This is a genomic window from Bradyrhizobium sp. NBAIM03 (assembly GCF_020194055.1).
Lineage (GTDB): Bacteria > Pseudomonadota > Alphaproteobacteria > Rhizobiales > Xanthobacteraceae > Bradyrhizobium > Bradyrhizobium yuanmingense.
In genome coordinates this window covers 1-25,901 of the sequence record NZ_JADYVS010000016.1, presented here as the reverse complement: position 1 = coordinate 25,901, position 25,901 = coordinate 1, and the positions used below count along the sequence as shown (strand labels likewise).

Here is a 25,901-nt window from a genome sequence, read left to right as displayed (position 1 = left end):
TCTCCGCGGCGACCGATCAGCGTTCGACCTCGCGATTCCAGCGCTTGGTCCACTCCTCGCGCTTCTCGTTGATCACGGTCCAGTCCGGATTGTAGAGCTTGGCCGCGCGCTCGCCGATCGGCGCCATCTTGCCGAGCTCGGGCGGGATCACCAGCGATTTCAGCACCGGGCCGTAGCCGTAATCCTTCAGCATCACGAGCTGGGTTTTCGGATCGAGCAGCATCTTGACGAAGCTCGCAGCCAGCGGCGAAGCATTGGGCTTATTGATCGGGCACGCCGTGGTCAGCAGCGTCGCTGCGCCTTCCTTCGGGTAGACGAAGTCGACGGGGAAGCCGGTATTGGCGAAGCTCTGCACGCGGCCGGTGCCCCATACCGCGATCACGGCCTGGCCGGACTGGAACAGCTCGGTCATCTTGCCCGGCGACGGCTCATAGGCCAGCACGTTCGGATTGATCTGCTCCTTGAAGATCTTGAAGCCGGACTCGACGTTGGTCTCGCCGCCGCCGTTCATCTTCGACAGCATCACCAGCGCTTCGAGACCGTAGGTGTTGTTGATCGGTGGAATCACGAGCTGTTTTGCGTATTTCGTGTCCTTCAGGTCGTTCCACGAGGTCGGCGGCGCCCAGCCTTTCTCCTTGAACACCTTCGTGTTGTACATCAGCCCGGTGGCGACGATGCCGATCGCGACCGCGCGATCGTCCTTGAAGCGCGCAGTGTCGTAGAGATCGGCGGGCAGGCCGTCGAGCTTGCCGCAGAAGCCGAGCTGGATGGCCTGGTACATCGGGCCATCATCGACGATGGCGACGTCGATCTGCTGGTTGCCTTTCTGCGCCTGGAGCTTGGCCAGCGTGTCGGTGGAATTGCCGGCGACGTATTCGACCTTGACGCCGTTCTCCTTCTCGAAGGCCGGGATCACCTCGTCGCGGATGGTCTTCTCGAACGAGCCGCCATAGCCGGCGACGTAGAGCGTTTTCTGCTGGGCCGAGGCGACCGAGGGGACGGCAATGAGCGCTGCGATGCTGACCGCGGTCAGAAGGCGAAAAGTCTTCATGTGGACCGATCTCCAATACCGGAATGAGGTGACGTGCCGACGAGTCTCGCTGGCTGAAGCGCGTTGCCGCATTCCCTTCCGCGCCAATCCGCTTCCGATCAGGGCTCCGGCCCCCATTCGGCGGGTTTTGGCGCGATCTGGAGGTTTGAACCCCTCCAATCTGCCGAAAAAGCGGGCTGTCTCCAGTCCTGATGAAAAAGATCGCAGACCTATACTTCCATCGTCCAATGAATAATGGCACCCTCTGCATGCCGAAATGTTATGGATGGGGTTGGAATGGCGCGTATCAATTCGCGGCAGGTGGAGGCCTTCCGCGCGATGATGCTGACCGGCAGCGTGACCGAGGCGGCGGCGCTGATGAAGGTGACGCAGCCGGCCGTCAGCCGGTTGCTGCGCGACCTCCAGGCGCTGCTGAAGATGGAGCTGTTCGAACGGCGCGGCACCGGCCTGGTGCCGACCGCCGCGGCGATGGCGCTCTACACCGAGGTCGAGCGCTCCTTCGTCGGCCTCGAACGCATCACTGCGGCAGCGGAAGAAATCCGGGGACGCCGCACCGGCTCGCTACGCATCGCGGCACTGCCGGCGCTGTCGAACGGCTATCTGCCGCGGCTCACCGGTCACTTTCTGAAGGAGCGGCCAAACCTCAACCTCGCCTTCTTCGGTGTCATCTCGCCGATCGTGGTCGACTGGGTGCTGAACAATCAATGTGACGTCGGCTTTGCCGAGGTGCCGATCGCGCATTCCGGTCTGCCGAGCCAGAGACTGCCGGCGCCGGCGCGCGTCGCAGTGCTGCCGACCGGTCATCACCTCGCGGAGAAGGACGTGCTGGAGCCGCGCGATTTCGAGGGTGAGACCTTCATCTCGCTGTCGGCGGGATCCTCGAGCCGGCATCTCGTCGATCAGGTCTTCCACCGCCACGATGTCCGCCGCGTGCTGCGCGTCGAGACCACGCTGTCGGAAATCATGTGCGGCATGGTGTCGTCGGGCCTCGGCGTCGCGATCTGCGATCCCTTCACGGCGCAGGAATTTGCAACGCGCGGCGTCGTCGTACGCCGCTTCCTGCCGCGGATCGACTTCGAATTCTCCGCGGTGTTTCCGGCGCAGCGCAGCCCGTCGCCGGTGGCACTAGACCTGGTCGAGACCATGCGCAAGGCGCTGGTGGAGTTCGAGGATTAGGGCTTCGGTTCGAACAGTGCAGCTACAGGCTCGCTTCAACCTCTCCCGCTTGCGGGAGAGGTCGGCGCGTAGCGCCGGGAGAGGGTTCTCTCAACACGGGGAGTGTCCCCGATTGGAGAGAGCCCTCTCCCCTGCCCTCTCCCGCAAGCGGGGAGAGGGAGCGCACCGTCTTCGTGGCACCAGCGGCACTCAACCACTGAACGCGGCCTGCGCCTCCGGCAGATCCCAGATCTTGCCGATCGCGGCGGTGCCCGCCGCAATGATCGCAGCTTCATCCGCGCCGAGATAGCGCCCCTCATCGACCAGCACGCGGCCATCGACCATGACCTGATCGATATTGGCGCGGTTGGCGAGTGCGATCAGCGCGCGGCGCGGGTCGAACAGCGGCTGCAGATGCGGATGGGTGAGATCGACGACGGTGAGATCTGCGGTCGCGCCCGGCTCGATGCGGCCGAGATCGGGCCGCTTGATGACGTCGGCGGCGACCGTCGTGTTCGCCTCGATCAGCTCGGGTGAGTTCGCGACGTCAGGGCGCGCCGAAATGATCTTGGAGATCAGCGACGCCGCATTGAGCTCGCCGAGCAGATCCATGTTGTAGCCGTCGGTGCCGACCACGGTGCGCACGCCGTGCGCGGCGAAGCGGCTGAACGCCGCGGTGATGCCGGCACGCGCGAACACGCGCGGGCAGTTCAAGACGGTCATGCCGCGCGCGGCCATCAGCTTGAGATCGTCATCGCTGCTGAACATGCAGTGCGCCGCCATCAGATCCGGCGCGAGCAGGCCGAGCCAGTCCAGATATTCTGCCGGCGTGCGGCCGCCATAGCGCTTGCCGATGGTCTTGACCTCGGCGCGGCTCTGCGCCATGTGCGTGGTGATGGGAACGCCGAGCTCGCGCGCCCGCGTGGCGCAGGCTTTCAAGAGATCGGGGCCGCAGGTGTCGGTGGCGTGCGGGCTCATCGCAAGACTGATGCGGCCGTCGCCGCGATTATTCCAGCGCTGATAGAGCGCGTCCCACGCCGCCATGTCCGCAGCGCCGTCATCGCCGGAATATTGGACCACACCGTCAGGCCCGGCCTTGGCGTCGGACGTCGAGAACAGATAGGGGGCACCATAGAAGCGGATGCCCATCTCTTCCGCCGCGTCGAACATCTCGGGGATCGAGTTGCGGAACGGCTCCATCACCGTGGTGGCGCCGCCCTTGAGCAGCTGGAGGATGCCGAGCCGCGCCACCGCAAGGCGCTCTTCCGCCGACAGGATATCGGCGCCGCGCTTGGTCAGCGGCAGCAGCACCGTGTAGACGATGCTCTGGTTGTTCTTGCGGCCGTTGCCGTCCTCGGTGTGGCTGCGCGCCACCGCTTCCGAGAAGCAATGATTGTGCAGGTTGAGCAGGCCCGGCAGGACGAAGCGGCCCGGACGATCATAGACCCGATCGGCGCGCGGCTTGTCGCGTGTGATCGCTGCAATCTTCTTGCCTTCGACCAGAACCCAGTGGTCGCGCAAGACATCCTGCGCGCCGTCTTTGCGTGACAGCACATAGCTGCCGAAGATTGCTGTGGTGCTCATGCGGGGCGCACGTTCCAGAACACGGCGGTGCCGTCGAGAATGCCGGTAATGGCCTTGCGGTAGGCCGTCGGCTGCTTGTACAGGCCGATCGGAATATAGGGGATTTCCTCGAACGCCACCCTCTGGACTTCGCGGCAGATGCGCTGCTGTTCGGCGAGTTCGGAGGCCGCCAGCCATTGGCTGCGCAAGGGTCCCATCTTCTCGCTCGCATACCAGCCGGCAACCTTGCCTTCGCCGCGAATGTTGGTGTTGCCGGCCGGGTTGAGCCAGTCGATACCCTGCCAGTTGCCGACCGCGGCGCTCCAGCCGCCCTGCGGCAGCGGATCCTTCTTCAGCTGGCGCTGCAGCACCACGGCGAAATCGAGGCCGGCATATTCGACGTTCATGCCGGCCTTGCGCAACGAATCCACCGCGATCTCGCCGAGCGGCTTCTGCGCCAGCGAGTTGGTCGGAACGAGCAGCACGATCTTCTCGCCGTTATAGCCGGCGGCTTTCAGGTCGGCCTTCACCTTGGCGTAGTCGCGCGGGCCGCGGAACACGTCGAGGCCGACCTCATTTGCCATCGGGGTGCCGGGTGCGAAATAGCCGACCGGTGAGACCTGGAACGCCGGATCGGTGCCGGCGACGGCGGTCATGAATGCGGACTGGTCGATCGCACCCAGGAGCGCGCGGCGGATGGCGGGATTGTCGAACGGCGGCTGCAGGTGGTTGAGGCGCAGCATGCAGGCGTAGCCTCGGGGATCGAGGATGCGCGTCTCGATATCGCCGGCCGCCTTGATCACCGGAAGCAGATCGTGCGGCGTAGTCTCCTGCCAATCCTGCTCGCCGGTCTGGAGCGCGGCGACGCCGGTGCCGGCATCGGGCGTAGTGGTCCAGACCACGCGATCGTAGTGCACGATCTTCGGCCCCGCAGTCCAATCCGGCTTGCCGTCGGTGCGCGGCTGATAGCGCTCGAACTTGGCATAGGCATTGCGCGCGCCCTGCACGCGCTCGTCGGCGAGATAGCGGAACGGACCGCTGCCGATCACCTCGGTGAGCGGCTTGAACGGATCCTGGCTCGCCAGCCGCTCCGGCATCATGAAGCAGGCATTGATCGCTGCCTTGCCGAGCGCCTGCGGCAGCAGCGGAAAAGGACGCTTCAGACGGAAGCGGATGGTGCGGTCGTCGGCAGCCGAGAGCTCGGCGGTCGCCTCCATCAGCTCGCCGCCAAAGCCGTCGCGCGCGGCCCAGCGACGGATGCTGGCGACGCAATCGCGCGCCAGCACCCGCTCGCCGTCGTGCCAGAACAGGCCGTCGCGAAGCGTGAGGTCCCACTGCAGCTGGTCGGCGGAGATGGCGTGGCCCGACAGCATCTGCGGCGAGACCTGGAGCGAGGAGCTCATGCCGTAGAGCGTATCGTAAACCATGAAGCCGTGGTTTCGCGACACCTGCGCGGTCGAATAGATGGGATCGACGAAGGCGAGATCGATGACGGGGATGAAGCGCAGCGTGGACTGGGATTCAGCGCGGACGATGCCCGGCAGGGACAGCGCCGGCAGCGCTGCGCCAGCCTTGAGGAGCGAGCGGCGGGAGATCGACATTATCGGTGACCCGCTTCGTGACGCAGGAAGTTTTTCGCGATGTTATCGCCGGTGGTGATCCAGACATCCGGGCACGATTTTGCGTAGGTCAGGAATTCGCGCAGCAGCCGCAGCCGCATCGGGCGGCCGCTGCATTGCGGATGCAGCACGGTTGTCACCATCGCGCCCCAGTCGCGGACCTCATCCAGCTCGTCCTTCCACATCGAGAGCACGTGCTCCTTCGGAAAGATCGAGCGCGGACTGAAGCGCGCGGACAGGCCGTGCATCCAGTCGTCATAGCTCGCGGTCACCGGCAGCTCGATCGTGCCGGGCTTGCCGTCGGCGAGGCGATGACGATAGGGCCTGACGTCGTCGCGGAACGATGACGTATAGACGATGCCGTGGCGCACCAGCGCGACGCGCAGCTCCTCGGTGAACTCGCCATAGGGCGCGCGATAGCCGGTCGGCTTGACGCCGAGCCGGCGCTTCAGCGCCTCGAAGCCGCGCTCCAGCTCCTCCTCGATCCAGGGATCGCCGGGATCTGGCAGCAGATGGTGATAGCCGTGATGGCCGATCTCGTGACCGGCCTTGAGGATGGACTCCGCCATCGCCGGATGCGCATCGACCGACCACCCCGTGACGAAGAACGTCGCCTTGAGATCGAGCTGGTCGAGCAGCTCCAGGAGTTTCGGCGTGCCGACGCGCGCCTCATAGCCGCCATAGCTCATGGTGATGAGCCGCTGCGCATGACCTGCGTCCTTGCTGGTCCAGGCACTCTCGGCGTCCACGTCGAACGACAGGAACATCGCGGATGTGTACGGCTTCGGCCACGGATATTCGGGCGCGGGATCCGCGGTGTTGGCCGGAACGAGCGGAATGCTCTGGAGTGCCTTACTGTCCAGCATTGATGGTCGCCTTCTCGATTGCGTTGTCGCTCAATTTCCACTTCGCCAACAGCGTCTTGTAGGTGCCGTCCGCGATCAGCGCGTCGACCGCCTCCAGCATTGCCTGCTGCAATGCCTTCTCCTTCACCGGCAGAGCAATGCCGGTGAATTGCTGTGCGATGGGCGCGCCCACGGTCGCATAGGTGTTGGGCTCGAGGTCCATGATGTAGGGCAGCGTCTCGTTGCCCTGGGCGGCGGCATCGATGCGGCCCTGCCGCAGCTGGGTGCGAGCATCGGCCGAGCCGTCGGTGCCGACGAACTGGATCGGATTGCCGCCGCAATTCTTCTCGCTCCACGCCGCGATCTGGGCCGGGAACATGGTGCGGCGGCTGGCGCCGACCTTCTTGCCGCACAGCGACGTCGCATCCTTGAATTCCGCCTTGCGCGACGCCTGCACGAAGAACTGCGGGCCGCTGCGCAAATAATCGACGAAGGTCGCGACCTCGTGCCGGCTCGCATAGTCGGTGAAACCGGACAGGATCGCATCCACCCGCCCCGTCGAGATCGAGGGCATGAACTCGGCAAAGCTGGTCTCGGTCCATTCGATCTTGACGCCGAGCTTGCGGCCGATCGCCTCGCCAAGATCGACGTCGAAGCCGGAGAGCGCGTTGGTGGCGGGATCGCGGAACTCCATCGGCGGATAGTTCGGCACCACCGCGACCTTGATGCTGCCGCGCTTTACGATCTCAGGCGGCAGTTCGGCCGCCATTGCCGACACGCTCATGGCGCCCAGGAACGCCGCCGCAAGCAAGAATCTCTTCATCACCATACCCCCAATGTCAGATCACTGCCGAAAGAAATGCCTTGGTGCGCTCCTCGCGCGGCGCGCCCAACACGTCGGAGGCGCGGCCTTGCTCGACGATCGCGCCCTGATCCATGTAGACGACGCGGTCGGCGACCTCGCGGGCGAAGCCGAGCTCGTGCGTCACCACCATCATGGTCATGCCGCTTCGCGCCAGCTCCTTCATGACCGCGAGCACCTCGCCGACCAGCTCGGGATCGAGTGCGCTGGTGGGCTCGTCTAACAACATCAGCATCGGCTTCATGGCGAGCGCCCGCGCGATCGCGACGCGCTGCTGCTGGCCGCCGGAGAGCTGCGCCGGATACCAGTCGGCCTTGGCCGACAATCCGACGCGCCGAAGCAGCTCGGTCGCCTCGGCGCGCACCTCATCCGGCTTGCGCCCCTGCACCTGGGTCGGGCCTTCCGTGATGTTCTCCAGCGCGGTCTTGTGCGGAAACAGGTTGAAGCGCTGGAATACCATGCCGGTCTTGAGCCGCTGCCGCCCGATTTCGCGCTCGCTCAGGCGATGGAGTTTCCCGCCTTGCTCGCGCACTCCGAGCAGTTCGCCGTCGAGCCAGATGCCGCCGGCATCGATCGTGGCGAGCTGATTGATGCAGCGGAGCAGCGTGGTCTTGCCGGAGCCGGAGGCGCCGATCAGGCACATCACCTCGCCGGGCCAGACGTCGAGCGAGACGTTCTTGAGAGCCTGAAACTCTCCAAAGTTCTTGGCTACGGAGCGGATCGCGACGAGCGGCTTTGTCATCGCGCCAGCCGCAATGTGCCGCGTGCAAAGCGGCGTTCGAGCAACATCTGGAGCGGTGTCAGGATCGAGACCGCGAGCAGGTACCAGAGCCCGGCGACGATCAGGAGCTCGATGACGCGGGAGTTGGCGTAGTAAATGTTCTCGGCATTGTGCAGCAGCTCCGGATACTGGATCACGCTGGCGAGCGAGGTCGCCTTCACCATGCCGATGAACTCGTTGCCGAGCGGCGGGATCACCACGCGCATCGCCTGCGGCAGCACGATCCGGCGCAACGCGCGCAGCCGTCCCATGCCGATCGCCTGCGCCGCCTCATATTGCCCGATATCGACCGACAGCATGCCGGCGCGCATGACTTCGGAGGTGTAGGCGCCCTGGTTGATGCCGAGCCCGAGCAGCGCGGCAAGGAACGGCGTCATGACATCGACGGCGCGTGCAGACCACAGGCCGGGGATACCGATGGTCGGAAACACCAGCGCGAGGTTGAACCACAGCAGCAGCTGCAGGATCAGTGGCGTGCCGCGAAACAGCCATGTGTAGCCGGCGGCGACCGACTTCAGCACCGGATTGGGCGACAGCCGCATGATCGCGACGACGATGCCGAGGAAGATGCCGAGCATCATCGCCAGCACCGCCATCACCATGGTGTTGACGATGCCTTCGAGGATGACCTTTGCGGTCAGGAAGCGGCTGACATAGGACCATTCGATCTGGCCGTTCGCAAAGGCGCGCGCGATCGCCGCCAGCACGAGGACGATCAGGGCCGCGCTGATCCAGCGAAACCAGTGCGGCTCGCGCGCGATCCGCATGCCCGACAGATCGGGAAATCCTTGCGCGAGTGCCGGCGCCTGCTTCATTGCGGCGCCGCGTTCAGCATGGGCTGGGCGACTGCATTTGTCCCTAGGCCCCATTTGTCGAGAATGGCCTTGTACGAGCCGTCAGCGATCATCGCCGCGAGTTTCTCGGTCACGACTTCGCGCAAGGCGGCATCGTCCTTGCGGAACATGATGCCCTGATAGCCCCTGGCAAAGGGCTCGCCGACGATGCGATACTTGCCGGGCTCCTGTTGCTGCGCATAAGGCAACGTCTCGCTACCCTGCACGGCGGCGTCGATGCGGCCCTGCTTGAGCTGGTTGCGGACGTCGATGGAATTCTCGCCCGGAACGTACTGGATCGCGAGCTTGCCGGCCGGCTCGCAATTCTGCTTGCTCCACTTCTCGATCTCGACCGGGAAGCTGGTGCTGCGGGTCGTGCCGACCTTCTTGCCGCAGAGATCGGTGGCGTCCTTGGCCGCGCTCTCCGCCATCACGAAGAACTGCGGCCCGGTTGCGAGGTAATCGACGAAATCCGCCGTCTCGCGCCGCGAGGCACGATCGGAGATGCCGGAAATGATGAAGTCGGCCCGCTTGGTCGTGAGCGAAGGGATCAGCTCGGCGAACGGCGTCTCGCTCCAGACGATCTTCAGCCCGCCGAGCCGCTTGGCGAGCTCCTTCGCCAGATCGATGTCGAGCCCGACCAGCTCGTTGGTTGCGGGGTCGCGATATTCCATCGGCGCGTAGGTGGAATTGACCGTGAGCTTCAGCGTGCCGGCCTGCTTGATCTCCGCCGGCAGCTCGGCGGCTCGCGCCGACGTCACCGCAGCCAGCGCTGCGCAGGCAAGCAAATACGAGAGGCGTGTCATGTCAGCTCCTTTTGCCAACGCCGCGACCGGCCGTTGGTCAATCTGCGTCGAGAACGGCCGGCTCGATGATGCCGGCACGCTCGGTGATCACCCTGTATTGCTCGGGCCGCCGGTGGGCGGCGAAGTTGAACATCTTGTCCTTGCCCTGGCGGCAGAGGTCGAGATCGATGTCGGCGACGATCACCTCGTCGGCCAGCGTTTGCGCCTGCGCGACGATGCGGCCATTGGGATCGACGATGCAGGAGCCGCCGATCAGGCCGGAGCCGTCCTCCTCGCCCGCCTTCGCCACCGAAATCGCCCAGGTCGCGTTCATGTAGGCGTTGGCCTGGGTCACCAGCGTCGAGTGGAAGGTGCGCAAGGCTCCGTCTTCGGTCGTGCCGCCGTTGGGATCGTAGGCCGCCGAATTGTAGCCGATGCAGACGAGCTCGACGCCTTGCAGACCAAGCACGCGCCAGGATTCCGGCCAGCGCCGATCGTTGCAGATCATCATGCCCATGATGGCGTGGGCCCAGGATGAGCCGGCGCGGAAGGCGGGAAAGCCGAGGTCGCCATATTCGAAGTAGCGCTTCTCGAGTTGCTGGTAGCGCGCGCCCGGACGCGGCTCGACCGAGCCCGGCAGGTGCACCTTGCGATAGCGGCCGAGAACCTCGCCGTCGCGGTCGAGCAGGATGGAGCAATTGTAGCGCCGGCCCTCCGGCGTCAGCTCGGCATAGCCGACATAAAAGCCGACGCGGAGCGCACGTGCGCGGTCGAACAGCTTTGCCACCGCGGGGTTCGGCATGCCGCGCTCGAAATACCGGTCGAGCGCCTCGCCTTCGAGCAGCCAGCGCGGGAAGAAGGTGGTGAAGGCGAGCTCCGGAAACACCACAAGGCTCGCACCCCGACCGGCCGCCTCATCGAGCATGTCGAGCATCCGCGACAACGTATGCTCGCGCGTATCGGCTTTTTGCGTCGGCCCCATCTGAGCGGCGGCGGCGCGAAGGACACGAACCAAGATTGCCTCCAATCTGTGCGCAGTGCTGCCTCAATGGGCGAACGAACCCTTTGATGCGACGTGCAAATCCGCTGCCATTACGGGCGAGCGGTGCTGCAAAATCAATTCGCGTTGCTATGATGTTTTGGCCCTGACTATAATCGGCAGTGATATGAACCTGCGTCAGCTCGAGATCCTTCGCGCCGTGATCCGCCACCGCACCACGGTGGCGGCGGCGGACGAGCTGGCGCTGTCGCAGCCGGCGGTCAGCAACGCGCTGAAGACGATGGAGGCGCAGGCGGGCTTTGCGCTGTTCGAGCGCGTCAACAACCGGCTGTTTCCAACCGCCGAAGCGATGGCGCTCTACAAGGAGAGCGAGGCGATCTTTGCGCTGCACGCCAAGCTCGAGAACCGCGTGCGCGATTTGCGCGAGAACCGGTCCGGGCATCTCGCCATCGTGGCGACGCCGCCGCTCGCCTACAGCATCATTCCGTCCGCGTTGTCGGGCTTCCTGCGACGCCGCCCGGAGACGCGGGTGTTCTTCGACGTACGGCGCTACGAGGGCATCATCGAGGGTGTGCTGAGCCGCGTCGCCGAGCTCGGCTTCGCGCTCGGCCTCACGCATCATCCCGGCATCGCGCATGAGGTGGTGCACACCGGCGAGATGGTCTGCGTGCTGCCGCCACAGCATCCACTCGCCGACCGGCCGATGATCTCCGCTTCCGATCTCTCCGGCCTACCCTTCATCGGGCTCGAACGCGGCACGCGGCTCGGCGAAGCCGTGCGCGACAGCTTTGCCCGCGCCGGCGCGCCGTTCCGGCCGACGATCGAGGTGCGCTACTGCAACACGGCCTGCGTGCTGGCCGCCGCCGGCGTCGGCGCGGCGGTGGTCGATCCTTTCTCGCCGCGGCAGAACGGCGGCAGCGGCCTCGTCGTCCGTCCGTTCTCGCCGACGACGCAGGCGATCGCCTATATGCTATGGTCTGAAGCCGAGCCGCTGTCGCGTCTGGCCAAGGCCTTTCTCAACGAGATCCGCAAGGAGAGCGCTCTGCTCGAGCGGGCAGCGCCGCACCAGCAACATGGGGCAGAAAGCGGCTGAGCTTCGCAACCTTTTGACCGGGAGGCCCATGGCACGCATCACCATCATCGAGACCGGAGAGGTGCCGCAAAAATACCGCGAGCGCCACGGTTCATTTCCGGACATGTTCGCGCGCATGATCCGCGCCGAGGAGCCGGCCGCGACGATCGAGGTCGTCAGCATCCCCAGCGGCGATGCGCTGCCCGATCCGAGCAAGCTCGAGGCCATCCTCATTACCGGCGCGGCGGCCGGGGTCTATGACGGGCTCGACTGGATCGCGCCGCTGGAAGATTTCGTGCGAACGGCTTACGCCAACAAGACACCGATGGTCGGTGTCTGCTTTGGCCACCAGCTGATCGCGCAGGCGCTCGGCGGCACCGTGCGCAAATCAGAACAGGGCTGGGGCATCGGCCGGCATGTCTATCAGGTGCTGCCGGAGAACGGCGTCATCGACGGTGAAGCGGTCGCGGTCGCCGCCTCGCATCAGGACCAGGTGATCGAGCCGCCAAGCGATGCGCTGACGATCCTCTCCTCCGAATTCACCCCGCATGCCGGCCTGCTCTATGCCAATGGCGCGACGCTGACAGTGCAGCCGCATCCGGAATTCGATGTCGGGTTCGCGCAAGTGTGCTGCGATCTGCGCGATGGCAAGGCACCTGAGGATGTCGTTGCCACGGCGAGGGCGTCGCTGGCGGAGCCGATGGATAATGCGAAGCTCGGCGGGGCGATTACGCGGTTTCTGGCTAAGCGCACCTGACTACGAAGCTCGAGACGCACTCGTCTTCCCTTCTCCCCTTGCGGGAGATGGTGGCGCGAAGCGCCGGATGAGGGGTTCTATCCATTCGCCGGACTGCTCGTGAGGAGAGAGACCCCTCACCCGTCTCGCCGCTATGCGGCGAGCCACCCTCTCCCGCAAGGAGAGAGGGTGAAGCAGCGGTCGCTTTGTTAATTTCAGAACGGCTCGCTTCCCAGCCCCGGCACATCGGCCGGCCGCGGGCCCGGCGCCGCCCAGTGAAACCGGCGATCCTTCTCCGCAATGGCGATGTCGTTGATCGAGGCCTCGCGCCGCTTCATCAGGCCGTGCTCGTCGAACTCCCATTGCTCGTTGCCGTAGGAGCGGTACCACTGGCCGCTTGCATCGTGCCATTCGTACTGGAAGCGCACCGCGATGCGGCTGCCGTCGAAGGCCCAGAGGTCCTTGATCAGGCGGTAATCCTGCTCCTTCTCCCATTTGCGGGTGAGGAAGGCGACGATGGCTTCGCGGCCCTGAAAAACTTCCGAACGGTTGCGCCAGCGGCTGTCCTCGGTATAGGCGAGCGAGACCCGCACCGGATCGCGTGAATTCCAGGCGTCCTCGGCCATGCGGGCCTTTTGCGCGGCGGTCTCGCGGGTGAAGGGTGGAAGCGGCGGGCGCGACATGGTGGCCTCATCGGTTGATCGGGACCGCGAATGTATCGTCGCAATTGGCAGAGTCGATAGGCGATCCGCTATCGAGCGATCACGTAACCAGATCGGCCTTCATCAGCTGGCGGATCGACTTCGGAATCGGCTGGGCCCGGCCGCCGCTGATGAAGGCGACGCGGACCTCGGCTTTCACCAGCACGTCGTCACCGCGCCGCACCTCCTGCGCCAGCATGATTGACGCCCCTTTCACCGCGACCGGCCAGGTCACGACGTCGAGCACGTCGTCCATTCGCGCGGGCTTCAGGAAGTCCAGATGCATCGAGCGCACCACGAAGGCGAAGCCCGCGCCGTCCGTCTCGGTCTGCTCGAACAGCACCTGCTGCTCGGCACCCATCAGCCTGAGATGATTGGTGCGTCCGCGCTCCATGTAGCGCAGGTAATTGGCATGATAGACGATGCCGGAAAAATCCGTGTCCTCGTAATAGACCCGGACCTGCATGTGGTGGCGGCCGTCGCGGATCTCGCCGTCGAGATGAGCTGTCACGTCCGGAGCCTCTTCGCTGGTCGGTAACCGGCACGTTTTGCGCAAAAACAGCCGGACGCGCAAGCGTGTTAGGACACGACCGGTCCTGACCTTCCCAGCGTCACCTCGACGATCTCAGGCGGCACGCCGAAGCGGAGCGGCATGATGCTGCAACCGAGGCCGCCGGAGACGATGAGATCGCATTTCAGGCGAAAATGGCCATAGGCGAGCCGCAGGCCGTTCCTGGGCGCGACGGCCGGCGACCAGCCGAGCAGGCGGACCTGGCCGCCATGGGTATGGCCGGACAATTGCAGCGCGACGCGCGCGGGCACGAGCGGCGCGATATTGGGCTCGTGCGCGAGCAGGATGACCGGCGCATCGTCGGTGATCTTGGCCAGCGTGGCGTTGAGATCGTCGGCACCGAAGTGCGCCATGCTCCGGAAGCGCCGCGCCGGCAGGAAGGCCAGTTGATCGCCGAGGCCGGCAAGCCAGAACGGACGGCCGTCCTTGGTAAGACGCACAGCATCGTTCTCGTAGACGGGGATGCCGGCCGTCTCCAGCGCCCGATGTGCGATGGTCGTCCCGTGCCCGGCCCGCTGCACGGTTCTGTCATCCCAATAGTCGTGGTTGCCCATAACGGCATGAACGCCGAGGGGCGCCTTCAGGCGCCCCAATACCCTTGCCCATTCGCTCGACGGAATGAAGCGCGTGACGTGGTGAAGGCCGGCGACATAGTCGCCGAGCAGCACGATGAGATCGGCGTTGAGCGCGTTGGTCCGGTCGACGATGCCCTCGATGCGCTCCAGCGACATCCAGGGATCGCAGGCATGGATGTCAGCGATGGCGGCAATCTTCAGCGGAAAATCCGCCGGCCACTGCCGCGGCATCGGATGATAGCGCGTGACGCGAAGGCGCAGCACCGGCTCGACACCGACGCCGTAGGCTGCGGTCGAGACGCCGAGGGCGGACAGACCGCCAATGGAACGGATAAGATGACGGCGCGTGATCATGGAAGCCCGATGATGATGCGGCGCCTTGATGATATCCGATTGGAGCGGAATTGGGGTGCGTTCGTGCAGATCGTCTGCACGAGGTTAACGGAAATTCATCATAGGCGGAACGGCGCGAGGTTCAGCAGCTCACTCGTCGCTATCATCCGTGCCGAACAGGCCGAACTGCGCCGCCGCATCGCGCGAGGGTTCGGCGATGCCGAGATGACGGAAGGCGTGCGAGGTCAGCAGGCGGCCGCGCGGGGTGCGCTGCAGATAGCCGCACTGGATCAGATAGGGCTCGATGATGTCCTCGATGGCGTCGCGCGGCTCCGACAAGGCCGCAGCCATGGTCTCGACGCCGACCGGTCCGCCGCCATAGTTGAGCGCGATGGTCGAGAGATAGCGCCGATCCATCGCGTCCAGCCCTGCGGCATCGACCTCGAGCGCGCTCAGCGCATGGTCGGCAATCTTACGGTCAATCTTGTCGGCATCGGCCGCCGAGGCGAAATCGCGCACGCGGCGGAGCAGGCGGCCGGCGATGCGCGGCGTGCCGCGGGCGCGGCGCGCGATCTCGTTGGCGCCATCGGCGCTCATGCCGACGTTGAGCACGCGCGCGCCGCGGCTGACGATGCTCTCCAACTCCTCGATCGTGTAGAAGTTGAGCCGGACCGGAATGCCAAAGCGGTCGCGCAAGGGATTGGTGAGAAGGCCGGCGCGCGTGGTGGCGCCGACCAGCGTGAATTTCGACAGCTCGATCTTGACCGAGCGCGCCGCCGGGCCCTCGCCGATGATGAGGTCGAGCTGAAAGTCCTCCATCGCGGGATAGAGCACCTCTTCCACCGCGGGGCTGAGGCGATGGATCTCGTCGATGAAGAGCACGTCGCGCTCTTCGAGATTGGTCAAGAGGGCGGCAAGATCGCCGGCCTTGGCGATCACGGGCCCCGAGGTGGCGCGGAAACCGACGCCGAGCTCCTTCGCCACGATCTGCGCCAGCGTGGTCTTGCCGAGGCCGGGGGGACCGACGAACAGCACGTGATCCAGCGCCTCGCCGCGCTTGCGCGCCGCTTCGATGAAGATCGAGAGATTCTTGCGCGCCTGCGCCTGACCGACGAAGTCGGACAGCGATTGCGGCCGCAGCGCGGTGTCGCCGACATCGTCGCTGCGGCGCTCCGGCGAGACCATGCGGGGGGGAGTGGTCATGCGGAAGTCCTGCACAGTCGCTTGTCGATAAGAAGGGCAGCTTGAGCACCTGCAAAGAAGATCAAACTTACCACAAGCAAGACAAATGCCTCAGCCGGTTCACTCAGTGCTCTTCCAACAGAGCCAATCACCAGCGCCGAAAGCAAGCTTGCAACGAGAACGTCCCACCAGACAACGGAGCCTCGGATTTGCAGGAAGATTGCAACCATCAAGGCCACAACGGCCGCAGGCAAGAACAAGCCTTTCACGGCAAACCAGCTGAACCCGATCAGGTCGCGCGAGACCGAAAAGCATCGAATGACACGACTAAGAAAACAACCTGATGCCGAGAACGCCAGCATTGCAAGATACCCGGCAAAAAGTGTTCCGCAGAAGACGACGACGAACATACGGCCGAGGCGCCGCAAATGCTGGCGTGCCGCACCTTGACCCCACTCGGAGAGGCGCTGGCCGTTGTTCACTTGGCCAGTTCCTTCAAACCCAATCGAATCAGCTGCGCCGTCTCGGCGCCCTCACCCGCGCTGCGCGAGGCCGATGCAATCGCCGCGGCGGCCTGCGGCTGGCCGTAGCCGAGATTGACCAGCGCAGAGATCGCATCCGCGACGGGGCGCGGCGCGCGCTGGTCGTCGACGGCGCCGGCGAGATGCACGACGGCGGGATCGACATTGGCAAAGGCCGGCGCCTTGTCCTTCAATTCGGTGACGATCCGCTCGGCGACCTTCGGGCCGACGCCGGGCGTGCGCGCCACCGCGGCCTTGTCGCGAAGCGCAATGGCATTGGCGAGATCGGCCGGCGACAGCGTGCCGAGCACGGCCAGCGCGACCTTGGCGCCGACGCCCTGCACGGTCTGGAGCAGGCGAAACCATTCGCGCTCCTGGTCGGTGCGGAAGCCGAACAGCTTGATCTGGTCCTCGCGGACATAGGTCTCGATCGACAGCACAGCGGCCTCACCCGGCGAGGGCAGATGCTGCAAGGTGCGCGAGGAGCAGTGCACCTGATAGCCGACGCCGCCGACGTCGAGGATGACGAAATCCTCGCCGTAGGAATCGATCAAGCCCTTGAGCTTGCCGATCATATCCCCACCACCTTCAGCCGGAGCGCCGTGCTCTGGCGGTGATGGGCGTGGGTGATGGCGATGGCGAGCGCGTCGGCGGCGTCCGCGGACGGCGGCTCGGCCTTCGGCAGCAGGATCTTCAGCATCATCGCGATCTGTTGCTTGTCGGCGTGGCCGGCGCCGACCACCGTCTTCTTGACCTGGTTCGGCGCGTATTCTGCGACAGAGATGCCGAACATTGCGGGCGCCAGCATGGCAACGCCGCGGGCCTGGCCAAGCTTCAGCGTTGCAACGCCGTCCTTGTTGACGAAGGTCTGCTCGACCGCGGCTTCCAGCGGCTGGTGATTGGACAAGACGGAAGCGAGCCCTTCATGGATCGCGAGCAGCCGGCTCGCCAGCGGTAGATCGTCCGGCGGTTCCACCGAGCCGCAGGCCACATAGATCAGGCGGTTGCCCTCGGCCTCGATCACGCCCCAGCCGGTGCGGCGCAGGCCGGGGTCGATGCCGATGATGCGAACGGGGCCACGAATCGGGAGCGCAGTCATGGGCCAGTGATAGCGGCTGGCCGCGGGATGCGAAACAGAAACAGAACGGAAGTAACAGGGGAATGGGTCCCGGCCCAGCGCCGCAGCGTTTCACGCTGCAGCGCGTCCGGGACACGAGCCTATCCGCCCATCTTCGCAACAAGCGCGTCCGACACCTCGAAATTGGCGTAGACGTTCTGGACGTCGTCGTGCTCGTTGAGCAGGTCCATCAGCTTCAGGAGCTTCTCGCCGGTCTCGTCGTCGACCGCAACCGTGTTCTGCGGCTTCCAGATCAGTGCGGCCTTGCGCGGCTCGCCGAACTTGGCTTCCAGCGCCTTGGCGACGTCGCGATAGCCTTCGGTCGAGGCGTAGATCTCGTGGCCGCCCTCGCCGGAAACGACGTCGTCGGCGCCGGCCTCGATCGCGGCGTCCAGCACCGCATCGTCGGAGGCGACGCTGCGGTCATATTCGATGATGCCGGTGCGGTCGAACATGAAGGAGACCGAGCCGGTTTCGCCGAGATTGCCGCCGGACTTGGTGAAGAAGGAGCGGATGTCGGAGGCGGCGCGGTTGCGATTGTCGGTCAGCGCCTCGACGATGACGGCGACGCCGCCGGGGCCGTAGCCCTCGTAGCGGATCTCGTCATAGTTCTCGCCGTCGCTGCCGAGCGCCTTCTTGATGGCGCGCTCGATATTGTCCTTCGGCATGTTCTCCTGGCGCGCAGCGATCACGGCGGCGCGCAGGCGCGGGTTCATGGCGGGGTCGGGGGTGCCCAGCTTGGCAGCGACGGTGATTTCCCGCGCCAGCTTGCCGAACAGTTTCGACTTCTGGGCATCCTGCCGCCCCTTGCGGTGCATGATGTTCTTGAATTGGGAATGTCCGGCCATGCGTGGTCTCTTGAGAAATCGTCAGCCAAAGATGAGCGTGGGAAGCGCGGCCTTATAGGCCGCCAACCCACCGGAATCAAAGGGCTCGGCTGCGCCTGAGGTAGCACTGTAAAGGTAGCCGCCGTAACGGCGCCTGCCTAGATGGGCACCGTTAACCCTGATTTCATTCCGGACTGCGAAAATAGCGCCCGACCGTCCCCCGACAAGAGAGACCCGATGGCGTTCGGATTATTTCGGAAGCGTCTGCCGGACACGGCCGCGCCCGCGGCAGGCCCGGAGGCTGCGCAGCCGGCGGCCCCTGCCGCACCCGCCCCGACCGCCGAAAGTGATTCGGCCCGGGAAATCCTGGAATTGCTGGAACTCGAGCTCGGCGCCATGATCCGCCAGCTTGAGCGCGCCGCCAATTCGGTGGCTGGCGGCGCCGAGGCGACCGCGGCGACCCTCGCTGCCATTCGCGACCGCACCGACGCCCTGACCGGCCGGACCAACGCGGCGCAATCCACCGCCTCCACCTTCGCCCATGCCGCCGACAAGTTCACCCAGTCCGCGCAAGGGATTGGCGCGCAGGTCCGGGAAGCCGGCAAGCTCGCCGACGAGGCCAGCGCCGCCGCGCAGGAAGCCCGCGCCAATGTCGACCGCCTGCGCGAATCCTCCGCCGCCATCGGCAACGTCGTCAATTTGATCGCGCAGATCGCGCGGCAGACCACGCTGCTCGCGCTCAACTCGACGATCGAGGCCGCGCGCGCGGGCGCAGCCGGAAAAGGCTTTGCCGTCGTTGCCACCGAGGTCAAGGCGCTCGCGGTGCAGACCCAGAGTGCGACCGAGGAGATCACGAAGAAGATCGACGCATTGCAGCGCGATGCCGCCGGTTCGGCGGACGCCGTGCACCGCATCTCTCAGGCGATCGAGGCGATCCGTCCGGTGTTCGACACCGTCAACGGCGCGGTCGCCGAGCAGAATGCCACGACCAGCGAAGTCTCCGGCAATGCCGCCAGCGCCTCGGAGTTCATCATCTCGGTCGGCGAGAGCGCGGCCGAGATCGACGCGGCGACCAAGGCGGCCGAGACCCATGGCGAGAGCGTCGCCAGCGCCGGCAAGGCCGTCACCACCTTCGCCCAGAAGCTGAAATCGCGCTGCGCGGTGCTGCTGCGCCAGAGCGAGCACGACGACCGCCGCAAGACCGAGCGGCTGCCCTGCCACCTCAAATTCGAAACCGCGCGCGCCGTGATGCCGGTCTATGAAATCGCGATGGAAGGCGTGCTGATCGGCGGCGCGGACGCAAGCCGGCTGGCAACGCAAGCGACGATCGAAGGCAGCTTAGAGGACATCGGCGCCTGCCGCCTGCGCGTGATCGAGCAATCCAAGGCCGGCGCCCGCGCGCAATTCGTCGGCGCCACCGCCGCTCTCAACGAGAAGATCGAGGACAAGCTCTGGTCGATCCATGAGGAGAACACCGAGTTCGTCACCCGTGCCATGGAAGCCGGCAATGCGCTGACGCAGATATTCGAGCAGGCGGTTGCGCGCGGCGAGGTCAAGCTCGACGACCTCTTCGACACGGACTATTTGGAAATCGCCGGCACCAATCCGCAGCAATACCGCACCAAATATCTCGACTGGGCCGACCGCGCCCTGCCGCCGTTCCAGGAGTCCTTCCTGGCGCGGGAGCCGCGGATGGCGTTCTGCGCCATGGTCGATCGCAACGGCTTTTTGCCGGTGCACAATAAGATCTATTCGCATCCGCAGCGGCCGGGCGACGTCGCCTGGAACACGGCCAACAGCCGCAACCGGCGCATCTTCAACGATCCGGCGGGGTTAGCTGCCGCGCGCAACCTGCGATCGTACCTGGTCCAGAGCTATGCGCGCGACATGGGCAACGGGAACACGGTGATGATGCGGGAGATCGACGTCCCGATCCGCGTGCAGGGCCGGCACTGGGGCGGCTTCCGCACGGCCTACAAGCTGTAGCGCTCCCGCGCGTGCACGCACCTGCACGCACCTGCACTCCTGGGCAAGACGCCGGGCGCGAATCATCCTCTAAGGTCGGATCTGGAATCGGAATGCCGCCAAGGAGCCGATCAACGGCTCCGACTGGAGAGAACCCGTACATGTCCTCTGCACAACTTGCCGTATTGGACACTGCCTCCAACCGGACGCTGGCCGAACGCCTGATCGACCAGCTCGCCGACCGCATCGGCGGTCTCGGCGTCGAGCTCGCCGACATCGCCGGCAACGTCCAGGACGTCGCCAACCGCGTCGCGAGCCAGTCGGAACGGTTTCACCATCTGCAGAAGACGGCCGAGAGGATGGTCTCTGCCAACCACGACATCGCCAACGCCTCGCAGGCGGTGCAAACCACGACGTCGGCCGCGGTCGGCGAGATCGCGCAGTCTCGCGGCGCCGTCGACACCGCGGTCAGCCACATCTCCGAGCTCGTCGCCGCGGTGGAGCGGATCGAGGCACGCCTGTCCGCGGTCGGCGCGGCGCTGGCGCAGGTGGCGAAGGTCTCCGGCTCGATCGAGGCGATCGCCAAGCAGACCAATCTGCTCGCGCTCAACGCCACCATCGAGGCGGCGCGCGCCGGCACTGCCGGCCGCGGCTTCGCGGTGGTCGCAAGCGAGGTCAAGAGCCTCGCGGAGGCCACGCGCCAGGCCACGCATGAGATCTCCGACACCGTGCGCGATCTCGACGGCCAGATCGAAGGCCTGATCGGCGAGAGCAGCGACGCCTCGCAGCGCGCCAAGACCGCCGGCGAAGGCGCGCAAGCGATCTCCGGCATCATCTCGCGGGTCCAGCAGGGCTTCGCCTCGGTCGAAGCCGAGATCGACGGCGTCGCGCGCGCGGCGACCTCCAATCTCGGCCACTGCGACACCGTGATCAGCGAGCTCAACGAGCTCGCCAAGGGCGTCGACCTCTCCTCGCGCGACCTCCGAAGCGCCGACGAGCGGGTAGCAAAGCTGCTCGACGCCTCCGAAGGCCTGATCGCGCTGATCGCCGACAGCGGCGTGGAGACGTCGGACGCGCCGCTGATCCGCATCGTCGTCGACACCGCGAAGCGGATCTCGGCCGAGTTCGAAGCTGCGATCGACCGCGGCGAGATCACGCTCGACCAGCTCATGGACGAGACCTACCGCGAGATATCAGGCACCGATCCGAAGCAGTACCTCACCAATTACGTCGAGTTCACCGACCGCGTGCTGCCCGCGATCCAGGACCCGATCCAGAAGACCGATCCGCGCATCGTGTTCTGCGTCGCCTGGGCGCGGGGCGGCTACCTTCCGACCCACAATCCGAACTACCGCCTGCCGCAGGGCAAGGACCCGGTCTGGAACAACGCCAATTGCCGCAACCGCCGCCTGTTCACCGACCGCGCGGTGAAGAAGGTCGCGGCCAACACAAAACCCTTCCTGCTGCAGACCTATCGCCGCGACATGGGCGGCGGGCAGTTCGTGCTGATGAAGGACCTGTCCTCACCAATCATGATCCGCGGCAAGCACTGGGGCGCCTTCCGGATGGGCTTTCGCCAGGGCTGACGAGGACGCTCCGGCATCTTCAAAACAAAAGCTCGAAAACAACCCCATGCACAGTAGCCGGGGCGTGTGGAATCAATGGCTTGCGCCGGCAGGCCGTGGCGCGCGTTGACCCGTCGGGCAAAACAGGGGTAGAATGCTATTATTCCGAAATTGTGGGCGGTTCTCACCGCCGCCTGCCGAGCACCAAAAGCCGCCTGCACTGGCGCGGCGGCCGACGTTGCCGTAGAAATGCCGCCGCGCATTCGGAGCGCGAACCCGAACACAACAAGCTGGTTTTTCGATGGCCTGTCCACCCGCCCAAATCGGCGCGCCGTTTTCCGAGATCGATACACCGGCGCTGATCATCGACCTCGACGCTTTCGAGCGCAATCTCGACACGATGGCGGCGGCGGTGAGCAAGCTCGGCGTTCGCTTGCGTCCGCATGCGAAGACCCACAAATCACCGATCATTGCGGCCAAGCAGATAGCGCGCGGCGCAATCGGCATCTGCTGCCAGAAGGTCGCCGAGGCCGAGATCCTGGTTGCGGGCGGGGTGAGTGACGTGCTCGTCAGCAATGAGGTGGTGGGCCTGCGGAAGCTGGAACGGCTCGCAGGCCTCGCTCGCCACGCACGCATCAGCGTTTGCGTGGACGATGCGATCATGGTCGAGCAACTGTCGCACGCCGCGGAGCGGGCAGGATCGCAAATCGAAGTCCTGGTCGAAATCGACGTCGGCGCCGGTCGCTGCGGCGTCAGGCCGGGGCCGGCGGCGGCCACCCTGGCGCGGCAGATGGCGGCTTCACGCTTCCTATCGTTCGGCGGCTTGCAGGCCTATCACGGCTCTGCCCAGCATTTGCGCACGCCGGAGGAGCGGCGCGCTGCCATCGCCGGTGCCGCGAACGCGACCGCGGAGACACTGCGCGTCCTCAAGGACGCGGGCTTTCAGTGCCGGACGATTGGAGGTGCGGGAACCGGCACATTCGAGCTCGAAGGCGCGAGCGGCATCTGGAACGAATTGCAGGCGGGCTCCTATATCTTCATGGACGCCGACTACGCCAAGAACCTCGCCGACGGGGCGCGCAACGCCAATCCGTTCGAGCATGCGCTGTTCGTGATCGCGACGGTGATGAGCACAGGCGCCGGCGAACACGCGGTCATCGATGCCGGCCACAAGGCTCTGTCGAACGACAGCGGATTTCCGGTCGTGCTCGGCCGGCCCGATCTGCGCTATCATCGGCCCTCTGACGAGCATGGCTTGCTCGATTTCGACAGCGCTTCGTCGCGACTGGCGATCGGCGACAAGGTGACGCTGATCCCCGGCCATTGCGACCCGACCGTCAATCTCTACGACTGGTATGTCGGCGTGCGCGGCTTCAACACGCCGGATTCCCGCGTGGAGGCACTTTGGCCAGTCGCGGCGCGGGGCGCGGTCACCTGAGATTGACGCGTGATTGCGCGCGACGCCGTAGCGCCCGGCCACTATCCTGTGCTGCATCTTAGAATGAATGTGGCCGACGCCATCGACGACTTGGAGACGATATCATGAGCGCAGACTCGGAAATCAAATCTGCGGGCGCCAACATTCAGGCAAGCACTATCAGCACCATTGTACTTGGCTTTGCAGCCGATCCGATGGCGCGTTGGGTTTGGCCCGATTCATCCGAATATCTCAGGATTATGCCTCAATTCGTCAAGGCATTTGGCGGACGGGCATTCGAGCATGGCACAGCTTACATCACAGAAGGGGCTCGCGCGGCCGCCCTGTGGCTGCCGCCCGGCGTCGAGCCCGATGAAACGGCCATGGACGCACTCATGGCGCAATCCCTGCGTCCGGAGATCGCCGATGATATTGGACACATGCTCCAGGGAATGGCCGAACATCATCCCCACGAGCCCCATTGGTATCTGCCTCTCATTGCCTCCGATCCGAACTGGATCGGCCAAGGTCTCGGCACATTGTTGATGAAGCACGCTCTTCGGCGATGCGACGAGGAGGGCATCGCCGCCTACCTCGAAAGTTCGAATCCGCGAAACATCTCCCTTTATGAACGCCACGGCTTCAAGATCATCGGCGAGATACAACATGGTTCTTCGCCGACGATGACACCAATGTTGCGGACAGCTTCTTGAACGGAATCCAATCTGTCGAAGAGAAGGGCTCGCAGCCGCCAATGACTGTTGACTTCCGCTTGTGGCCCAAAGCGGAGTTCCCTTGTTGCCCGTCGATGTCCGCTGCTGAGGGCAAAGTTGATATAATCGTCCGGGGACGACACCGGGTGATTTCGCTCGCGCTTCAGCTCAACCAGAATTTCGGCGTCGTCGGCTCCAGCCTTCCACCCACGCGCACCGGCGCGATCTTGAGCGCGAGCCCTGTCGCATCGTCCGTTTCCACGGCAACGCCGCTGAGCGTCGCGGCGCCTGCGGCCGGCTCGAAGCGGCCGGACGGAATTCCTGATGTGAACCTCCGCAGCGGCTCTTCCTTCTGCATGCCGATGATGGAATCGTAATCGCCGGTCATGCCGGCGTCGGTCATGTAGGCGGTGCCGCCTGACAGGATCTGGTGGTCGGCGGTCGGCACATGCGTGTGCGTGCCGACGACGAGGCTGGCGCGGCCGTCGCAGAAGAAGCCGATGCCCTGCTTCTCGCTTGAAGCCTCGCAATGGAAATCGACGACGATGGCGTCGGCGGCGACGCCGAGCGGACAGGCGCCAAGCTCGCGCTCGAGCGCGGCGAAGGGATCGTCGAACGGGGTCATGAAGACGCGGCCGAGCGCGTTGACGACGAGGGCGTGCTTGCCGTTCTTGGTCTCGACCAAGGCGGCGCCGCGGCCGGGCGTGCCGCGCGGATAGTTGGCGGGGCGCACCAGGCGGTCGGCGCGCTCGATGAACACCAGCGCCTCGCGCTGGTCCCAGGAGTGATTGCCGAGCGTCACCGCGTCGGCGCCGGCCTCGAGAAACTCCTGGTAGATCGCTTCCGTGATGCCGAAGCCGCCGGCCGAATTCTCGCCGTTGACGACGACGAGATCGAGCGACCAATCCTTGACCATGCCGGGGAGATATTCTGAGACGGCCTCGCGCCCGCTACGGCCGACGACGTCACCCACGAAGAGAATGCGCAACTTCAGAACTCCGGAAATCGAACACGTCCGATTCCGTTAGCACATAATCCAGCGCCACGTCGTGGGATAGTGCCGGAACCGCCTCGATCTCCTGCACTGCAAACGCAAGGCCGATGCCGACGATGTGCTTGGCTTTGCGCAAATGCGCAAAGGTGAAATCGTAATGCCCGGCGCCATAGCCGATGCGATGGCCGAGGCGGTCGAAGGCGGCGAGCGGCGTCAGCATGATGTCGGGAATGACTTCGGCCGCAGCAGGTGAAGGTTCGGGAGTGCCGAGCGGGCCGAGCATCAGGCGGTCGTTCGGATGGAAGATGCGGAAGATCAGCGACTGGCCGCGCGCGGTAACGCAAGGCAGCGCCAGCCTGGCGCCCTCTTCCGCGAGCTTTGCGAGCAGCGGCATCGGATCGATCTCGCTGCGGATCGGCGAATAGCCGGAGACGATGCTGTCGGGCAGCAGCTTGAACGGTAGCCCGCGCTTGGCGAGCTTTGCGGCGGCCGCGATGCGTTTCTTCTCGCTCAGCGCATCGCGCTTGGCGAGGGCTTTGGCACGGAGCTCGGCTTTGGAGTTGGACATGTGCTTTGGTCCCCACGTCATCACCCGCGAATGCGGGTGATCCAGTATTCCAGAGGCGGTGGTGATTCACACAAGGGCCGCGGCGTACTGGATTCCCCGCCCCGTGCGCAATTGCGCACTCGGGGGGAATGACACCTGTTGAATTGGCCGCAGTCGTTTCAACAAGCACAAACGAAGCAAACGAAAGTGCGAAGCCGCGAACGCCGTTGAAGCACTCGATCCCGGAGTTCCCTACGAAAGTAGGTGGGCACCATATGTCCGAGCCCACGGGCCCGGCCAGGGACAGTTCCCTAAAGGATCGATAAGGCCCCGGGGATATATGGCTCCTGACGCACGTCGCAGCCTCGCGCAGGCAATGTAACAACTGTACTGACGAATCGCCAGTGCGACGAGAGTGCGGCTTCCGCTGCGCGCTTTCTTACCCTCCCCTGGAGGGGTCCGGGACGAGCGAAGCTCGCCCGTGGGTCGGCTCACATGGAGCGCAGCGAAATGTGAGACGGGGTGGGGTGATCTCTCCCCACGGGCACTGTCCGTGTGGAGAGATCACCCC

General features: G+C 65.2%; 26 protein-coding genes and 1 other RNA gene. 7 read left to right on the top strand and 20 right to left on the bottom strand.

The annotated features are described in order from the left end of the window. Positions 1-16 precede the first annotated feature (16 nt). Complete coding sequence (locus tag I6F21_RS23200) at positions 17-1,051, bottom strand: ABC transporter substrate-binding protein (protein ID WP_035998434.1); 1,035 nt, start codon at positions 1,049-1,051, stop codon at positions 17-19. Between the two features lie 276 nt (positions 1,052-1,327). Here I6F21_RS23200 and I6F21_RS23195 point away from each other — a divergent pair, with 276 nt between their 5' ends. Beyond that, on the top strand, positions 1,328-2,227 hold the full coding sequence (locus I6F21_RS23195; RefSeq protein WP_225183465.1) for a LysR substrate-binding domain-containing protein: 900 nt from the start codon (positions 1,328-1,330) through the stop codon (positions 2,225-2,227). A gap of 189 nt (positions 2,228-2,416) precedes the next feature. On the opposite strand, the gene I6F21_RS23190 is transcribed toward I6F21_RS23195, so the two are convergent. The 8 genes from I6F21_RS23190 to I6F21_RS23155 are packed head-to-tail and all read right to left on the bottom strand — an operon-like array spanning position 2,417 to position 10,509. After that, complete coding sequence (locus I6F21_RS23190) at positions 2,417-3,790, bottom strand: amidohydrolase family protein (protein ID WP_225183464.1); 1,374 nt, start codon at positions 3,788-3,790, stop codon at positions 2,417-2,419. Then, positions 3,787-5,370 (bottom strand): ABC transporter substrate-binding protein, encoded by a 1,584-nt coding sequence (locus tag I6F21_RS23185; RefSeq protein ID WP_225151196.1) that lies wholly within the window; start codon positions 5,368-5,370, stop codon positions 3,787-3,789. Before I6F21_RS23185 ends, I6F21_RS23190 begins: the two co-directional genes overlap by 4 nt. Then, a complete protein-coding gene (locus tag I6F21_RS23180; protein WP_225183463.1) occupies positions 5,370-6,254 on the bottom strand; it encodes a polysaccharide deacetylase in 885 nt (294 codons plus the stop codon). Before I6F21_RS23180 ends, I6F21_RS23185 begins: the two co-directional genes overlap by 1 nt. Then, entirely contained in the window at positions 6,241-7,056 is an 816-nt protein-coding gene (locus I6F21_RS23175) for an ABC transporter substrate-binding protein (RefSeq protein ID WP_225112976.1), read from the bottom strand. Before I6F21_RS23175 ends, I6F21_RS23180 begins: the two co-directional genes overlap by 14 nt. A gap of 16 nt (positions 7,057-7,072) precedes the next feature. Next, positions 7,073-7,837, bottom strand: coding sequence for an amino acid ABC transporter ATP-binding protein (locus I6F21_RS23170; RefSeq protein ID WP_225183462.1), 765 nt, complete (start codon positions 7,835-7,837; stop codon positions 7,073-7,075). Then, the gene (locus I6F21_RS23165; protein ID WP_036021759.1) at positions 7,834-8,691 is read right to left on the bottom strand and encodes an amino acid ABC transporter permease; all 858 of its coding nucleotides are present in this window, start codon (positions 8,689-8,691) and stop codon (positions 7,834-7,836) included. The genes I6F21_RS23170 and I6F21_RS23165 overlap by 4 nt, the downstream gene beginning before the upstream one ends. After that, positions 8,688-9,515, bottom strand: a complete 828-nt coding sequence (locus tag I6F21_RS23160) for an ABC transporter substrate-binding protein (RefSeq protein WP_225136341.1) — start codon at positions 9,513-9,515, stop codon at positions 8,688-8,690. Before I6F21_RS23160 ends, I6F21_RS23165 begins: the two co-directional genes overlap by 4 nt. Positions 9,516-9,552: 37 nt before the next feature. After that, the gene (locus I6F21_RS23155; protein WP_225127258.1) at positions 9,553-10,509 is read right to left on the bottom strand and encodes an N-carbamoyl-D-amino-acid hydrolase; all 957 of its coding nucleotides are present in this window, start codon (positions 10,507-10,509) and stop codon (positions 9,553-9,555) included. A 151-nt stretch (positions 10,510-10,660) separates the two neighbouring features. Between I6F21_RS23155 and I6F21_RS23150 the strand changes: the two genes are divergently transcribed. Both I6F21_RS23150 and I6F21_RS23145 read left to right on the top strand, forming a co-directional pair. Next, entirely contained in the window at positions 10,661-11,587 is a 927-nt protein-coding gene (locus tag I6F21_RS23150; protein WP_225183461.1) for a LysR family transcriptional regulator, read from the top strand. Between the two features lie 28 nt (positions 11,588-11,615). Next, positions 11,616-12,323, top strand: coding sequence for a type 1 glutamine amidotransferase (locus I6F21_RS23145; RefSeq protein ID WP_225146417.1), 708 nt, complete (start codon positions 11,616-11,618; stop codon positions 12,321-12,323). Between the two features lie 194 nt (positions 12,324-12,517). Here the strand turns inward: I6F21_RS23145 and I6F21_RS23140 are convergent, their stop codons facing one another. The 8 genes from I6F21_RS23140 to I6F21_RS23105 all read right to left on the bottom strand — a co-directional run bounded on the left by I6F21_RS23140 (position 12,518) and on the right by I6F21_RS23105 (position 18,150). Further along, on the bottom strand, positions 12,518-12,985 hold the full coding sequence (locus I6F21_RS23140) for a nuclear transport factor 2 family protein (protein ID WP_036021747.1): 468 nt from the start codon (positions 12,983-12,985) through the stop codon (positions 12,518-12,520). Positions 12,986-13,064: 79 nt separating this feature from the next. Continuing rightward, positions 13,065-13,514: a tol-pal system-associated acyl-CoA thioesterase gene (gene ybgC / locus I6F21_RS23135; protein ID WP_036021745.1), complete on the bottom strand. Its 450-nt coding sequence runs from the start codon at positions 13,512-13,514 to the stop codon at positions 13,065-13,067. A 68-nt stretch (positions 13,515-13,582) separates the two neighbouring features. Further along, complete coding sequence (locus I6F21_RS23130; RefSeq protein ID WP_225183460.1) at positions 13,583-14,503, bottom strand: metallophosphoesterase; 921 nt, start codon at positions 14,501-14,503, stop codon at positions 13,583-13,585. Positions 14,504-14,632: 129 nt separating this feature from the next. Continuing rightward, on the bottom strand, positions 14,633-15,685 hold the full coding sequence (gene ruvB, locus I6F21_RS23125) for a Holliday junction branch migration DNA helicase RuvB (protein WP_225183459.1): 1,053 nt from the start codon (positions 15,683-15,685) through the stop codon (positions 14,633-14,635). Beyond that, on the bottom strand, positions 15,682-16,146 hold the full coding sequence (locus tag I6F21_RS23120) for a hypothetical protein (protein ID WP_035998380.1): 465 nt from the start codon (positions 16,144-16,146) through the stop codon (positions 15,682-15,684). Before I6F21_RS23120 ends, ruvB begins: the two co-directional genes overlap by 4 nt. After that, entirely contained in the window at positions 16,143-16,760 is a 618-nt protein-coding gene (ruvA, locus tag I6F21_RS23115; RefSeq protein ID WP_035998377.1) for a Holliday junction branch migration protein RuvA, read from the bottom strand. The genes I6F21_RS23120 and ruvA overlap by 4 nt, the downstream gene beginning before the upstream one ends. After that, positions 16,757-17,284, bottom strand: a complete 528-nt coding sequence (gene ruvC / locus I6F21_RS23110; RefSeq protein ID WP_225126363.1) for a crossover junction endodeoxyribonuclease RuvC — start codon at positions 17,282-17,284, stop codon at positions 16,757-16,759. The genes ruvA and ruvC overlap by 4 nt, the downstream gene beginning before the upstream one ends. 119 nt (positions 17,285-17,403) lie before the next feature. Beyond that, a complete protein-coding gene (locus I6F21_RS23105) occupies positions 17,404-18,150 on the bottom strand; it encodes a YebC/PmpR family DNA-binding transcriptional regulator (RefSeq protein ID WP_225149260.1) in 747 nt (248 codons plus the stop codon). 216 nt (positions 18,151-18,366) lie between these two features. Between I6F21_RS23105 and I6F21_RS23100 the strand changes: the two genes are divergently transcribed. From I6F21_RS23100 to I6F21_RS23085, 4 genes are all read left to right on the top strand, one after another. After that, positions 18,367-20,115 carry a methyl-accepting chemotaxis protein gene (locus tag I6F21_RS23100; RefSeq protein WP_225183458.1) on the top strand — a complete coding sequence of 583 codons (1,749 nt, stop codon included), beginning with the start codon at positions 18,367-18,369 and terminating at the stop codon, positions 20,113-20,115. 140 nt (positions 20,116-20,255) lie between these two features. Continuing rightward, complete coding sequence (locus I6F21_RS23095; protein WP_225183457.1) at positions 20,256-21,680, top strand: methyl-accepting chemotaxis protein; 1,425 nt, start codon at positions 20,256-20,258, stop codon at positions 21,678-21,680. Positions 21,681-21,960: 280 nt separating this feature from the next. Then, the gene (locus I6F21_RS23090; protein ID WP_225156779.1) at positions 21,961-23,097 is read left to right on the top strand and encodes a DSD1 family PLP-dependent enzyme; all 1,137 of its coding nucleotides are present in this window, start codon (positions 21,961-21,963) and stop codon (positions 23,095-23,097) included. 104 nt (positions 23,098-23,201) lie between these two features. Beyond that, the gene (locus tag I6F21_RS23085; protein WP_085971997.1) at positions 23,202-23,789 is read left to right on the top strand and encodes an N-acetyltransferase; all 588 of its coding nucleotides are present in this window, start codon (positions 23,202-23,204) and stop codon (positions 23,787-23,789) included. Positions 23,790-23,952: 163 nt separating this feature from the next. On the opposite strand, the gene I6F21_RS23080 is transcribed toward I6F21_RS23085, so the two are convergent. The 3 genes from I6F21_RS23080 to ssrS form a co-directional block, all read right to left on the bottom strand. Further along, positions 23,953-24,777, bottom strand: coding sequence for a TIGR00282 family metallophosphoesterase (locus I6F21_RS23080; protein ID WP_035998346.1), 825 nt, complete (start codon positions 24,775-24,777; stop codon positions 23,953-23,955). Beyond that, entirely contained in the window at positions 24,755-25,351 is a 597-nt protein-coding gene (locus I6F21_RS23075) for a 5-formyltetrahydrofolate cyclo-ligase (RefSeq protein WP_225183456.1), read from the bottom strand. Before I6F21_RS23075 ends, I6F21_RS23080 begins: the two co-directional genes overlap by 23 nt. A 187-nt stretch (positions 25,352-25,538) precedes the next feature. Beyond that, a non-coding RNA gene (ssrS, locus tag I6F21_RS23070) (6S RNA) lies at positions 25,539-25,699 on the bottom strand. Positions 25,700-25,901: the final 202 nt, after the last annotated feature.